Origin of the sequence: Vibrio sp. 1180_3 (assembly GCF_029478545.1) — a bacterium.
In the GTDB taxonomy this organism is placed as follows: Bacteria; Pseudomonadota; Gammaproteobacteria; order Enterobacterales; family Vibrionaceae; genus Vibrio; species Vibrio aestuarianus.
Window position 1 is genome coordinate 176,784 of sequence record NZ_SJFM01000002.1, and the last position, 14,324, is coordinate 191,107.

Sequence of the window (14,324 nt, forward strand, 5' to 3'; positions counted from 1 at the left end):
TTATTGAGGGATGAGTTATGTGGGAACAAGGATTGGTGTTAGCAATTTTGCTCGGCATTATTACTTGCTTGCTTGCAACTCGTATTAAGCCTAGTTTCATTTTTGCGGGTGCCGCTTTTGTGGCGTTTATGGCAGGAATGATCGAGCTAAAAAGTGTTGCGGCAAACTTCACTAACTCATCACTATTAACGTTAATTCTTCTGGTGCTGGCTTCGGCTGCTTTAGAGAAAACACGTTTGATCAGTTGGGTGAGCCGTAGTATTTCCGAAGGTACGCTTGGGTCTGTGGTAGCTAAATTAGGCTTATCAACAGCGCTGCTTTCATCATTTACCAACAATACTGCCGTCGTGGTGTCATTGATTGGCGCAGTTAAGCGTAATCAACAACATGCGCCTTCTAAGTTATTGATCCCACTTTCTTATGCGGCCATTTTTGGTGGCACATTAACTCTGATAGGAACGTCAACCAACCTCATTATTAATAGCTTTGTGGAAGATGCCGGCTTGCCGAGTTTGGGATTTTTCGCACCGACGATGATTGGACTTGCGGTCTTATTCGGTGGTGTTTTGATCTTAATTCCGCTCAGTTATTTTTTGCCGAATTACGATGATCAAAGCCAAGAGGATTTACCTTATTTCTTAGAAGCTAGAGTCGAAGCTGGATCACCGCTGGTGGGGCGGAGTATCAGTGAAAATAATTTACGAGCACTGCGTAAACTGTTTTTAGCTGAAGTGATCCGCAATGGTGAAACTGTCGCATCGGTTGATCCTGACTTTATACTGCAAGCCAAAGATCGCCTGTTGTTTTGTGGTGATATTGAAAGTGTTTCAACTCTGCAAGAGATCCAAGGTTTAACGTTGTTTGGACAACATCATTTAAACGGCCAAAGCTTTGTTGAAGTGGTGGTGAGCTCATCAGCCAGTTTTTGTAATAAAACACTTAAATCAAGCCAATTTCGTGAGCGATTTGATGCGGTTGTGGTCGCGATTCGTCGTGGTCATGAACGTTTAGAAGGTGGGCTCGGTAATATAATTTTAACCGCTGGTGATACCTTAGTATTGGTTCCTGGTAAGCGTTTTGATGCTGAACGTCGAGCACATCGCCGCGAGTTTGTACTGATCAATGATTTGGATTCTAGCGCCAAGCTTGATAGCCATAAATCCAGTTTAGTGTTGATAGGGTTTGTTGCTGTGATTGCCGCTTCGCTATTGGGGATCATTCCTATCATCAAAGGCTTATTGGGCTATCTATTGGTGATGTTGATTTGTGGCATTGTACAAATCAACGAACTACGTCGCCGTTTCCCGATTGATATTGTGGTGATCGTTGGTTCAGCTTTATCCATTGCACAACTGATGATCTCATCCGGTCTTTCTACTCGGATGGGGCAAATGTTCATCGAAGCGTTTAATGGATGGGGGGTATTTGGTGCTTTAGTGGCGACCTATTTTGTCACCTTAGTGCTCACTGAACTAGTGACCAACAACGCAGCCGCCGCACTGGCCTTTCCTATTGGTTACAGCATGGCGATTGGCTATGGCGTTGACCCGATGCCATTTATTATGGCAGTGCTATTTGGTGCCAGTGCCAGCTTTATTTCCCCTTATGGTTATCAAACCAATTTACTGGTTTACAGCGTAGGAAATTATAAATTGAGCGATTACGTACGAATCGGAGTGCCAATTTCGTTGGTGTATTCAGCTTTGGTGTTGACACTTATTCCTCAATTTTTTCCATTTTGATGTATAAAAAGGACTTCGTTATGAGTACCGCTTCTGCCAATAAAGATGAAAATATCGTCTGGCATCAACACAGTATTGATAAACAATTTCGTGCCAAATTAAAACAGCAACAACCAGCTGTGCTGTGGTTTACCGGACTTTCTGGTGCTGGTAAATCGACGATTGCAGGAGCACTAGAGCAGCGTTTAGCACAATTGGGTTTTCATACCTATTTATTGGATGGTGACAACGTTCGTCATGGTTTGTGTAGTGATCTGGGTTTTTCCGAGCAAGATCGCCGTGAGAATATCCGTCGCATTGGTGAGTTGGCAAAATTAATGGCTGATGCAGGGTTGATTGTGCTGTCTGCTTTTATTTCACCGCACCGAGCAGAGCGTCAGTTAGTGCGTGATTTATTGCCACAGGGCGAGTTTATTGAAGTGTTCGTCAATACTGATTTAGATATCTGCGAGCAGCGTGATCCTAAAGGGCTATATAAAAAAGCTCGTGCTGGAGAAATTGCCAATTTCACGGGAATCGATTCTGAATATGAACAACCGTTAAACCCGGAAATAGACCTTCCGGCTGGTGAAAAGCCTATTGATGAACTGGTCGATCTTTGTCTGCAAGCACTGAAACAGCGTGCGATCATCGCGTAAAATTACGATACTAAATCGTCCAAAGGGCTCAGATGAGCCCTTTTGCTATTGTATTAACTATATTAACGACGTCGAGTGCTTACACTGCGTGATGAAATGAATTACCGGCCGCTTCGGTTTGCACGGTGAATTTTTGGCTTAATACGGCAACCATTTGATCGTAATACTGCATATTGGGTTTATTACCGAGTAGCTTGCACAGCTCGTTACCCGTCGGACTAAAGCGGTAATAGAGTAAGCGAACCCCTTTGCCCATCGCTTGTAAAGACAAGTTCTTGCCTTGATAGATCAATAATAGCGCAGGTTCTAGTTCAATTTCGCCTGACTCTAACTCCGTTGCATGTAACAGACCTAACTCAATTAACACTAATAGGCTTGAGTAGGGAAGCTGAAAGCTCCCCATATTGATGGTAAAGGTGATATTGCGCTTACCTAAACTAAAAATCCCATTTGATGCTCGAACTCCAACCAACAGTTTACGGCTATTATCACTCCCAAAACTGCATGCTAATGATGACGCTCTTTGGAGAATTTGCGCTTCTTTTGGGGTCATGTCTTGTAGGACTTGTAATGCCTTTAATGATGTCGAACCTGGGTTGGTCACTTCACGCTTAAGTACTTGCGCCCAAAGTCGCTGCATGGAGGAATTATGGATGTCTTGCGCCATATCAAAAAAACGATGTAACCAGTCTTGGTCTGGATCGCCAGCCGTTTCATCTTTGCATGAAACATGAGCGAGTTTGAGGATCTGTTCGAGGTTTTTTTGTCTCTGCTCTTTGCGCTGACGCTCTCTAAATAGGGCGCGATCGAGTGGTGTTTTCTGTGGTGGTTCGTTTTGCAGCAACGCATCAAGACCGTGGCACTGCGCAATATTCAAAATGCGGCTGGCGCTGTCTTTTATATAACTCGATTTTTTTTCGTGGCTTTGGTTTGAGTTTGTTTGATGCTCAATCACGACAGGTTTACTGGTATCTACCATTCACATTTCCGATTCAATCGCTCGTTTTATCTATAAATCAAAATGTAACGTGTAACTCATTTCGCATCTAGAAAAAACAGTCATTCTAGATCATAAATTTGAGCTACCGCCAATGATAATAAGTTGTTAAAATTGTTATCAGTATTTACGAGGTGCTTATGAAGTGTTGGAAAGAGAATAAACTAAAAAAGCCCCTATCGTTCGCCTTACTCTTTTTGGTATATGTCGCTTTGTTAGCGTATCTCTCCAAATATATAGTTTAGCTTAGACGAATCGATAGGTTGCTGCTTTGTTAATTACATATCATCGTATTCTTCGATGGCCGTCCCTTCGATCACATAAGCGGTCTCAGCCAATTCGTGGCTGATATTTTCTGTTTTCAATGTGCCGACGACATAAATCACATCCCATAACTGTTGAATGGGCGCACCTTTTGGAAATTTAACATAAATGATTTGGTTTGGTGGTGGTGGTGGCACGTGTATGCAAGCGCCAAAATACGGAACCAGTAGAAATTCGGTCACCATGTTGGCATCGCCTTCTAATGGAATCACAAACCCCGGAATTTTGACTTTACTACCGTTTAGCTCACTTCTCACACCTCCAACCTTAGACTGTTCCGCTGTCATATCACCATTATGGCTTAAGGCTGGCATGCCTTCGGGTGTGAATTGGTTTCGCTCGTTTTGTGGAATGAGATCAATCCAATCGAGCTTTAACACATCTTCGTTACTTTGGACGTAAAAGGGCAGCAAGCCGGACAGCAATAAGGTGCTGATAAGTAGTAGTTTCTTCATTAATAAATCCTAAATTCGGATGGTCATACCATCACTGAGTGATTGTCGATATGCGCGCAATGCAGGAATGAAACCAATGATCACACCGGCGAGTTGTACATAAGCTAATAGTTGCCACTCATAGCGACTAATAGCACTTAAGGTAATTTGGATGCCATATTGTTGAGCAATAAATGGTTGAGCAATAGCGAGTAAAGCATATAGCCCAATAAGCCCAACGACGATTCCCATAAAAGTGAGCGTCGTGGCCTCACTGATGAGCAGGGCAAAAATATGTTTAGGTTGAGCACCCATTGCTCGTAGTATGGCCATTTCACGACGCCTTTCTTGCAAGCTGGTTAATAAGCTACTGAGCATGCCCAGTAAACCTGCGGCCACTACAAAAATGGAAACCGCCATTAATGCTTGTTCAGCGACGGACATCATGCTCCACAATTCTTGCAAGGCAACGCCCGGCATAATCGCGCTGAGGGGTTCTTGGCGATAATTATTAATTTCACGCTGTAGGGCAAACGTCTGAATTCTTGATTTCAGCCCGACCAACATGGCGGTGATCTGCTTTGGTTGAAAGTCGTACTGGGCTAATTGCTCTTGCGATGGTGTATTGCCTAAATGTGCACCAGATTCCCAGCCAACGTGAATCGCTTCAATCGCTTCAAGTGATACGTGTACGGTTTTATCAACCGGTGTGCCAGTAGGAGCTAAAATGCCTACAACTTTGAATGGTAAGTTGTCATGGCGACTAAACCCAACATCGCTGATGCCATGAGCGATAATGATATCGCTACCGATGTGATATCCAAGCGTTTTGGCGACATCTGAACCTAATACTGTTTCAAATAATCCATTAAACTCAGTTCCTTGAGAAAAAGTAAGTGGTTGCTTACTTCCATATTTAAAATTCTCAAAATAGCTGTGGTTTGTGCCCATCACTCGAAAACCTTTGTGCGAGTCTCCTAGTGAAATAGGGATTGCCCATTTCACCGCGCGGTGCTGGCTAAAATCTTGGTAGCTTTTCCAGTCGATATTATTGGTGGCATTACCAATGCGAAATACAGAATAAAGCAGTAAGTTAACTTGTCCTGAACGGCCGCCGACGATTAAATCGGTTCCTGAAATGGTGTTGGCAAAGCTATTTTTGGCTTGAGTGCGGATCCGCTCTACACCCATCAGCAAAATGACGGAAATGGCTACCGTCAGTATCGATAGTATGGCTGTTGTTTTACGGTTTAGGACACTTTTCCAAGCAAGGTTGGCAATCACATTCATGCGACTTCTCCCGCTTGGTTTAATTGTGGTAAGTGAATACTTCGGTCAAATAGATTTTCTAGTGTTGGGTCATGGCTGACAAAAACCAAGGTGGCCCCTGCGTGGTCTGCTTCTTCGAGTAGCAGTTCAATAAAGGCTAAGCGATTATCGTGATCGAGCGCTGAGGTTGGCTCGTCGGCAATGATCAATTGTGGCTCGCCGATGAGTGCTCGAGCGGCAGCAACGCGCTGTTGTTGGCCAATACTTAATTCAATAACTGATTTAGTAAACAGCGATTCAGCTAAGTGCAGCCTAGTGAGCAGTTGTTTGGCTTTTTCGGCCATATCCCCCTCGACCTGCTGTTTACGTATGGCTGAAAACTGACAAGGTAATATCACGTTTTCAATAACCGATAAGTAAGGCAGTAAATTAAATTGTTGGAAGATATAACCGATATGGTCGGCTCTAAATTTATCTCGTTGACGGGATGTTAGTGCTGAAAGATCGGTACCTAAAATCGAAACTCGGCCATGTTGGGCTTGGTTGATGCCCGTTAACAGGCTGAGTAAGGTTGATTTTCCACAGCCACTGGGTCCTTTTATAAATAGATGCTCACCACGTTTAACCGACAGCTGTTTGATGTTTAACGCTGATTGAGGGCTGTTGGGCCAACAAAATTCAACGTCATTCAATTCAATGACAGAGGCCAGCGATAGAATATGCAGATCACTCATGGTTGATTCCTGTAACAACAAATGTGTTGGGTAAGTAAGTGCTTACCCAACTTTGTGATGGCTTAAAATAAAATACGCGTATTGTTCTCTTTTAATTCCAATGCAGATTGTGCTTTGTCTGTAAGCAGATTAGCACTGATTGATTTGGTATTTGGGAACAACTTAAACCATTGAGTATCAATTTGTTGTAATTGAGCAATGTCATCACAGTGATATTGGTATTGTACGCTGAATGAACCATGAGACGAGTGTTCATCATCGTGGTGATGCTCATCATGATCATGATGGATATCTTTATCTTGATGTTTTTCATCATGTTTATCATGATGGTCGTGGTCGTGGTCGTGGTCGTGGTCGTGGTCGTGGTCGTGGTGCTCATCAACACCTAAAGTGTGCGTAATATCACTTTGTTCTAGGTGGCAGTTCGCTGCGCTAGATAACTGGAAAATTGCCTTGGGTTGGTTGAACTGTTCAAGTACTTTATTCAGTGTTTGCTGTTGTTTATCATTTTCTGGGGCATGCTCAAAACCCACCACATCAGCGCCTGGCGCTGTAATCTCGATTAATAAATCTTGTCCATCTTGAGCAATATTAAATTCAACATGGCCGTGTACGTGTGCTTCATGTTGACGAAACTCTTCATTGGCGAGTGCTGCCGTGCTGATCATTAGGCTAGATGCGCTCATCGCAACGCCGATACATAAAGCTAGTTTGTGTTGCATTATCATTGGTTGGTTCCTTTTAAACATTAAAATATCCCTTAGCGCATGCGCCTTGGGTAATAATCATGGCTATGAAAATGTTTAAAAGATCGGCGGAGAGCGCGCAAGATAAGCGTAATGGACAGAAGGACGACGCTGTATTCTTTCGACAGTAAAAGGAATCTCACTTCCAACCATCACCGGCAGCGTCGGCATCGCACAGCTTAGGCCATTTTGTAGACCTGCAAAATGCTGACAATGGTGCTGTGTATGATGGGATGGCGTGATGTCGAGGTAATGCTCAACATAAGCCGCATTCAGCCATAAGGTGAGTAACACGGCACATAGTGCAGTGAACTTTATGCTGGAATAGGAAAAACACGGACGATTGAGCATTAAATGAAGACAGTCGTGAAAATAACAATTGTTATAATATAACAATATAAAGAGAGCAAAGAATACTCTTTTTTATATTGGGTGAGAATATCTATCGATAGGCATCACCCAATCATGGTGAGTTTGCGAGCGCTATAAGCTCTGCTTGATTATGCCTAATACTGTTTGAATTTCATCTTCTGTAAGGACACCTTCTTTAACAAACAGCACCTTGCCTTGTTTATCTTGAACGATAATGGCTGAAGATTCGGCTTGTAAATCCCAAGCATTAGCAACATTTCCTGCTTCATCCAGAACCATTGAAGACCATGGGAACTCTTTTTTGCTGTCTTGAGCTGACGATTTCACAAAAGAGCTCGTCCCCCAGATAGCATCATCTTGGTTGATGATCGAGGTCGTTTGGTAATTTTCCTGTGGGTATCCGGCTGCAGTAATCGCAGCCATGAGCGGCGCGTTCATTTTTTTTGCACTGCTGCGCCCTGCAATAGCTTGAATTACGCGAACTTTACCTAAGAGCTGATCACTGCTCCAAGCTTGGTATTCGGCTTTATCGCCTTGCAGGATGATTTCGCCATGTTTCGCAACCTCAACTTTAGGTACAGATTGACCCAAAGTGATATTGTGCGCTAAAGCGAGTGTTGGAGAGCACGCCAATAGAATGGCGATAAGTGTTTTATTTTTCATTGTATTATTCCCTTTGATTGAGCAACAAAGGTATAGCACAGAATGATAGAAACAACGAAAATAGGCACTCACGGCATTAGGTAAAATGCCAAGAGAGCCTCATTTTAGTACAAGTTATTGATTGGATTGTGGTGGGAAGCAGATGCCTGTTCCGCCTAATCCACAGTAGCCGTTCGGGTTTTTAGCTAAATATTGTTGATGATATGTTTCAGCAAAATAGTAGTGACCCGCTGGTAGAATTTCGGTCGTGATGGCAGCTTTATCATGTTCAGATAAAGCTTGCTGATAGTTTAATTTTGACTGTTCAGCGATTCGTTGTTGCTCGTCGTTAAAGGTGTAAATAGCAGAGCGATATTGAGTGCCCCTGTCATTACCTTGTCGCATCCCCTGAGTTGGATCGTGTTTTTCCCAAAAATGACTGAGTAGTGTTGCTAATGGCAAGCGTTTTGGATCAAAGATAACGCGTACCACTTCTGTGTGCCCTGTTTTACCGGTACAGACCTCTTCGTAGGTTGGGTTGGGCGTAAATCCCCCTGCATAACCAACAGAAGTCGATACAACGCCATCGAGTTGCCAATATAGGCGTTCTGCACCCCAGAAGCAGCCCATGCCAATGAGGATTTGTTGTTCATCATCAGTGGGCTGTGCATTTAAGTTGCTGTTATTCACATAATGAGCAGCATCAATTTCCATTGTGGTATTACGTCCAGGTAGAGCAGTGTCAGCGTTGACCATGGCTTGCTTGTCAAACATAACCTTTCCTTTTATAAACTGATTGATACTTTATTTTTTATTATTGAGTTATTTACTAAGATTAAGACTGAATAATTGACTGATTTCATACAGACGAAAGTTGTTATTGACGGTATGATTTCAATCTATTCAAGATCTGTTAACTCAACTGCGCCCTAATTAAGCATGAGACGAAAATCATTACCAGTGCTATTGACGATGTTACTGCTCTCTACTTCGGTTGATGCGAAAGTGGATTTGGCCATTAATGGCTTGCAAGGAGAGCAAAAAACAAACGTTGATGGTTATCTATCGTCAATTCCACAAAGCGACTATTCGACAGGCCTACGCTTTCAATCCCGTTTAGAAAAAAGCATCTCTGAGGCGTTGAGTGCTATAGGCTACTACCACCCTAAATTTGACTTTCTCGTTGAGGCTAATGGCCAGAAGTTAGTGGTTAATGTTACCCCTGGTGAAGTAATGACAGTGCAAGAGTTTGATGTTGTCATCAGTGGTGAGGCCGAATCTGATCGTGATTTTCGTGAGTTAATTTCCCTAAATGCTTTGCAAGTTGGCGCACCACTCAACCATGGTCAATACGATACTCTGAAATCAGGCATTCGCAATTTGGCGTTGCAGAAAGGCTATTTTAACGGTGATTTTACGCTTAGCCGATTGGAAGTGGTGCCAGAGCTGAACCAAGCATTTATTCGCCTGCATTTCGATAGTGGGATACGTTATCATTTCGGTGCATCAACTATCACGGGCAGTCAGATTAAAGAAGAGCGAGTCTGCTCACTGCAACCTTACGAGACCGGTAAACCCTATTTGGTGTCTAAGGTTGGCGCATACAACCAAAACCTCTCCAATACCGACTGGTTCTCCTCTGTATTCGTTGAGCCTGACTTAAGCCAATTAGATAATGGGCGAGAGGTGCCAATGAAGGTGTCGCTTGCTCCACAAGCTCGCAATAAAATTGAAACTGGTCTGGGTTATTCAACCGACGTTGGTGTGCGAGGTTCATTGAAATGGAATAAACCTTGGGTGAATAGTAGAGGTCATAGTTTTGATAGCAGTGTCTCGATTTCTGCGCCTGAGCAAACTATTACTGCCGGTTATAAAATTCCGTTAGAAGATGTGTTGCGTCAGTATTATCGCATTCAGTATGGAATGAAGAATGTCGATAGTCGTGATACTCAAAGTTTAGAATCCAATTTATCTGTTGAACGTCATTGGGAGCTAGATAATGGTTGGCACCGCACACTATTTGTCCGTTATTTGATTGAAAATTATGAACAAGGTTTGCAAAGCGATGTTGGTCATTTTGTATTGCCAGGTGTCACTTATACCCGTACCCGAGTGAGGGGAGGTTCGATGCCCATGTGGGGAGATAAGCAGAGTATCACCTTAGAATACGCAGACCCTAGTCTTGCATCGGAAACTCGAGTGGCTCGTGTTTTAGCTAGTACAGCTTGGCTGCGGGGTATTGGTCGGAACCATCGTGGTCTATTTCGTATCGATGGAGGAGCTAATATTACCGATGAGTTCGATAAGCTCTCTCCTTCACTGCGTTTCTTTGCTGGTGGTGACAATAATTTGCGTGGTTATGGCTATGAATCTATTTCACCTAAAGATGAAAGTGGTGCTTTAACTGGGGCCAAATATATCGCGACGACGTCATTGGAATATCAATATCGTGTAGTAGGAGATTGGTGGGGAGCTGCGTTTGTCGATTACGGCGATGCTTTTAATGATTCCCCTGAGTGGAAAACTGGTGTTGGTGTAGGCATTCGTTGGGCATCACCTGTTGGTCCTGTTCGTCTAGATTTCGCTTGGGGGCTGGATTCAGAGCCTGGTGATGAATTTAAATTGCACTTTACATTGGGGCCTGAATTATGACCAAGGCTATGTTGAAGATAACCAAGTGGATAGCCACTATTTTATCTGTCCTGCTGATGGTATTTCTCATTGCTATTATTGGCTTGTTGTTCACCAATACAGGATTGAATGTACTGTTGTGGGGTGCGCAACAAGCCGTACCTCAACTGCAAGTCGCTACTACGCAAGGTGCCTTATTTCCACGCTTTACTCTTAATCAAGTGACATTTATCGATGATGACTTACATCTTGATTTGAAAGCCAAAAGAGTAACGTTAGCCGTCAATGCTAATTGCTTATTCGAGCCTGCATTGTGCGTGCAAGAACTTGCGGTCATAGGACTAGACTTTGCTATGCCAGAGTTACCGCCAGAAAGCGATGAGACGCAAGTGGCCGAATCTGAGCCGGTAACCGCCATCTCTATTCCTGTGCCTATTACCATTGGGAGGGTAGTGTTAAACGATATTAAACTGGATATTTTGGGCAATAAAATAGCGTGGCAGAGCTTCTCGACCAACGCTTCTATGTTCGGTAATCGTTTAAAAATAGGTAAAACCAGTTGGAATGATATCCAACTATCATTAGCCCCAAATGAAGCTGACTCAGCAACGCCTACCGCGGCTGAGTCAGAGAGACAACCGATCGTGCTACCGGATGTGACGATCCCACTGCAAGTTGAGCTTATGCGTTTTGACATCAATAATTTCACTCTGCAACAAGCAGAACCTATTGTGGTCAATCATTTAGGTTTAGTGGCGAATGCCTATCAACATAACGTCTCATTAAAAGCGCTAGAGTTGGATCTTCCACTGTTGGTGGCAAATCTAAAAGCAGATGTGAGATTACAAGGCGAGTACCCATTAAATTTATCGTTAAAAAGCACCATTAAACAGGCTGAAGCTAATGGGCAGACTGTTGCGCTCGACGCTTTTGGTAGCGTTAATGATTTAACCCTTGATGCTAAGTTTGGTGGATTGGCGCAAGCGACGCTGCATGCACAATTATCGCCTCTAGATCCTGAACTCCCATTTGATATCGTGTTGGATGATGTACAGGCCCAATGGCCACTCATCGGGCAAGGTGACTATTTTATTTCTGTTCCAACACTGAAAACACAAGGCTCATTGCAGGGGTATAACCTAACCTTGCAGACACAGCTTAAAGGTAAAGATCTGCCCGATGTGTCGTTGGATGTGGCAGGAAAAGGGACGTTGGAACAGATTGCTCTTGAATCTTTGTTGGTTGAAACGTTAGGTGGCAGCGTACGTGGTCAAGCGATGGCCAATTGGCAAGCTCCAATCAATTGGCAAGCCGCATTAACCATGCAAGATATTCAGCCCGGTTTACAGTGGTCAGAAGCAGAAGGGGTGATCAGCGGTAAACTGGAAACAAGCGGCGAGTTAACTTCGCAAGGTGGGTGGAAGGTCGCGTTACCGCTTTTAGATATTGATGGGACATTGCGTGATTATCCGCTCAATATTGAAGGTCAACTCGATGCCTCAGATCCTACTGGTAACGGTGAATTTCAAGTATCGACAAGTGGTTTAACGCTCGCTCACGGTCCAAACCAAATAACGGCGAAAGGTGTACTGGATAAGAATTGGCGCATGGGATTGTCTGTCGATTTCCCTGATTTAGCCAAAAGTGTTCCCGATCTTGCTGGTAAATTAATCGGTGATATTCAGTTAGGTGGCGATCTCAAACAACCAAAAATCAAATTGAGATTAGATGCTGATTCTTTAGCGTGGCAAAAAGAAGCCACCTTGCAGCATGTGACTTTACAGGGGGATGTAATACCGCTACCAACGCCACAAGCCAAAATACGCTTACAAGCTCGTCAACTGGAATACCAACAACACAGTGTTGAAAGTCTGGATCTAAATTTTGCTGGGACTCAGCAGCAACATACCCTGAGCTTAGATATGGTGTCAGATTTACTCTCAACTAGCTTAGCTATCAGTGGTGCTTTTGAAGATAAACCTGCCATGATATGGAAAGGTGCGCTAGATAGCGTGCAGTTTTCTACTCAGCAAGGGCCTTGGGAACTGAATCAAGTTACTCCAATCGTAGTTAATGTAGATAAACAGCAAGCGACGATTGCGGCGCACTGTTGGTTACAAAATGATTCCTCTCTCTGCTTAGATAAAGAGGCGACAGTTGGTCAAAATGGTGCAGCGCAGCTTTCGATTAACCAGTTCGATTTCAAGCAAATTTCCATGTTTGTACCTGCTGAAACTGAAATCCAAGGGCAAGCGGATGCCAATATCACGGCTAAGTGGGCGGAAAATAGCACTCCTCAAGCACAGGCCACACTGAATTTATCTAAAGGGCATGTCACACAGCACCTCGAACATCCGGTGACGCTTGGCTGGGAAAGTGTGTCGCTGGAAACGAATTTAGATCAAAACAAACTGTTGGCTCAATGGCTACTAGATGTTACGGACAATGGAGATATTTCTGGGCAGTTGACCGTTCCTAATGTCATAGCGAAAGACAAAACAATTGATGGAACGTTAAAACTCTCCACATTCAATCTTGATTTTCTTAAGCCAATTATCGGTGAGTACAGCCAAGTTAAATCAAACATTACCACCGATCTGACATTTAATGGGCCAATGTTACATCCTAAAGTGATCGGTAGCTTAGTTGTCGATGAGATGCTTATCAAGGGAGATATTTCTCCTGTAGATGTCAATTCGGGGCGTTTAGCGGTTGATTTCAATGGTTATCAAGCTGCACTAAACGCAGCAATTCAAACCCCCGATGGTGAACTTGATTTAGTGGGTGATGCAGACTGGCAACGTTTAGAAGATTGGCACGCCAATTTACGAGTATTTGCAGAGGAGTTGATGGTCGACTTACCGCCGATGGTCAAAATTAAAGTGGTTCCCGATATGACGATTAACGTTAAGCCAACTCTTGCAAAGATTACGGGGAATATCAATTTACCGTGGGGTCGAATTTTGGTTGAAGAGTTGCCGTCAAGTGCAGTCAGTGTCTCGAAAGATCAAGTCATTCTTGATGCCTCCTTACAGCCCATTGATGATTTTAACGCTATTCCGTTTAACATCGAAACTGATATTAATATCTCAATTGGTGATGATTTCAAACTCAACGCTTTTGGTTTACAAGGTAGCTTAATCGGTCGTCTGAATGTGGCGCAAAAAGACAAAGGTCCATTCATCACTGGCGAGATTAATATCAAAGATGGTTCGTATCGTTCATTTGGGCAGGATCTGGTTATTGAAGAAGGTAAGATCTTAATGAACGGCCCTGCTGACCAACCTTATGTGTCTATCAAAGCGATCCGTAACCCTGACAATACCGCCGATGATGTGATTGCTGGTGTTAAAGTAACGGGTCCTGCTGATGAGCCAGAAGTATCCATTTTCTCTGAACCTGCTATGCCACAAGCAAATGCTTTGTCTTATTTACTACGTGGACAAGACATCGACGGTGAAGCTGGTGGTAACGCAATGACGACTGCTTTGATCGGCTTGAGTTTAGCTAAAAGCGGTCGAGTCGTTGGCGAAATTGGCCAAGCATTTGGTGTACAAGATCTGCAATTAGATACCGCAGGAACAGGCGATGATTCACAAGTGACTGTCAGTGGTTATATTTTACCCGGCTTGCAAGTAAAATATGGAGTGGGCATTTTCAGCTCGGTTGGTGAATTTACGGTGCGTTACCGCTTGATGCAGGATCTTTACTTAGAAGCGGTCTCTGGCCTAGATAGTGCGGTTGATATTTTATATCAGTTTGAGTTTGACTAAGCCTGCTGAGTTCCGAGTTCTT

Annotated in this window: 12 protein-coding genes; 4 read left to right on the top strand and 8 right to left on the bottom strand. The window is 43.5% G+C overall.

What is annotated here, in order from left to right; all coding sequences use genetic code 11:
- Nucleotides 1–17: 17 nt before the first annotated feature.
- Nucleotides 18–1,742 carry an SLC13 family permease gene (locus tag EYW48_RS02460; RefSeq protein WP_176312026.1) on the top strand — a complete coding sequence of 575 codons (1,725 nt, stop codon included), beginning with the start codon at nucleotides 18–20 and terminating at the stop codon, nucleotides 1,740–1,742.
- Between the two features lie 20 nt (nucleotides 1,743–1,762).
- A complete protein-coding gene (gene cysC / locus EYW48_RS02465) occupies nucleotides 1,763–2,380 on the top strand; it encodes an adenylyl-sulfate kinase (protein ID WP_168520887.1) in 618 nt (205 codons plus the stop codon).
- A gap of 79 nt (nucleotides 2,381–2,459) precedes the next feature.
- Here the strand turns inward: cysC and EYW48_RS02470 are convergent, their stop codons facing one another.
- The 8 genes from EYW48_RS02470 to msrA all read right to left on the bottom strand — a co-directional run bounded on the left by EYW48_RS02470 (nucleotide 2,460) and on the right by msrA (nucleotide 8,672).
- Entirely contained in the window at nucleotides 2,460–3,359 is a 900-nt protein-coding gene (locus EYW48_RS02470) for a TIGR03899 family protein (protein WP_168520889.1), read from the bottom strand.
- A 296-nt stretch (nucleotides 3,360–3,655) separates the two neighbouring features.
- Nucleotides 3,656–4,156, bottom strand: a complete 501-nt coding sequence (locus EYW48_RS02475) for a DUF3299 domain-containing protein (RefSeq protein ID WP_053309493.1) — start codon at nucleotides 4,154–4,156, stop codon at nucleotides 3,656–3,658.
- 9 nt (nucleotides 4,157–4,165) lie between these two features.
- Nucleotides 4,166–5,425 (bottom strand): FtsX-like permease family protein, encoded by a 1,260-nt coding sequence (locus tag EYW48_RS02480; RefSeq protein ID WP_053309492.1) that lies wholly within the window; start codon nucleotides 5,423–5,425, stop codon nucleotides 4,166–4,168.
- Entirely contained in the window at nucleotides 5,422–6,138 is a 717-nt protein-coding gene (locus EYW48_RS02485; RefSeq protein WP_053309491.1) for an ABC transporter ATP-binding protein, read from the bottom strand. The genes EYW48_RS02480 and EYW48_RS02485 overlap by 4 nt, the downstream gene beginning before the upstream one ends.
- A gap of 62 nt (nucleotides 6,139–6,200) precedes the next feature.
- The gene (locus EYW48_RS02490) at nucleotides 6,201–6,866 is read right to left on the bottom strand and encodes a DUF2796 domain-containing protein (RefSeq protein ID WP_277431823.1); all 666 of its coding nucleotides are present in this window, start codon (nucleotides 6,864–6,866) and stop codon (nucleotides 6,201–6,203) included.
- Between the two features lie 75 nt (nucleotides 6,867–6,941).
- Nucleotides 6,942–7,235 carry a DUF2607 family protein gene (locus tag EYW48_RS02495; protein WP_080996304.1) on the bottom strand — a complete coding sequence of 98 codons (294 nt, stop codon included), beginning with the start codon at nucleotides 7,233–7,235 and terminating at the stop codon, nucleotides 6,942–6,944.
- Between the two features lie 132 nt (nucleotides 7,236–7,367).
- Nucleotides 7,368–7,919 carry a YtfJ family protein gene (locus tag EYW48_RS02500; RefSeq protein ID WP_171979805.1) on the bottom strand — a complete coding sequence of 184 codons (552 nt, stop codon included), beginning with the start codon at nucleotides 7,917–7,919 and terminating at the stop codon, nucleotides 7,368–7,370.
- A gap of 114 nt (nucleotides 7,920–8,033) precedes the next feature.
- Nucleotides 8,034–8,672, bottom strand: a complete 639-nt coding sequence (gene msrA / locus EYW48_RS02505; RefSeq protein WP_274672825.1) for a peptide-methionine (S)-S-oxide reductase MsrA — start codon at nucleotides 8,670–8,672, stop codon at nucleotides 8,034–8,036.
- A gap of 165 nt (nucleotides 8,673–8,837) precedes the next feature.
- Here msrA and EYW48_RS02510 point away from each other — a divergent pair, with 165 nt between their 5' ends.
- Together EYW48_RS02510 and EYW48_RS02515 are read left to right on the top strand one after the other, a co-directional pair.
- Nucleotides 8,838–10,550: an autotransporter assembly complex family protein gene (locus tag EYW48_RS02510; RefSeq protein ID WP_277431824.1), complete on the top strand. Its 1,713-nt coding sequence runs from the start codon at nucleotides 8,838–8,840 to the stop codon at nucleotides 10,548–10,550.
- Nucleotides 10,547–14,302 (top strand): translocation/assembly module TamB domain-containing protein, encoded by a 3,756-nt coding sequence (locus tag EYW48_RS02515; protein ID WP_277431825.1) that lies wholly within the window; start codon nucleotides 10,547–10,549, stop codon nucleotides 14,300–14,302. Before EYW48_RS02510 ends, EYW48_RS02515 begins: the two co-directional genes overlap by 4 nt.
- Nucleotides 14,303–14,324: the final 22 nt, after the last annotated feature.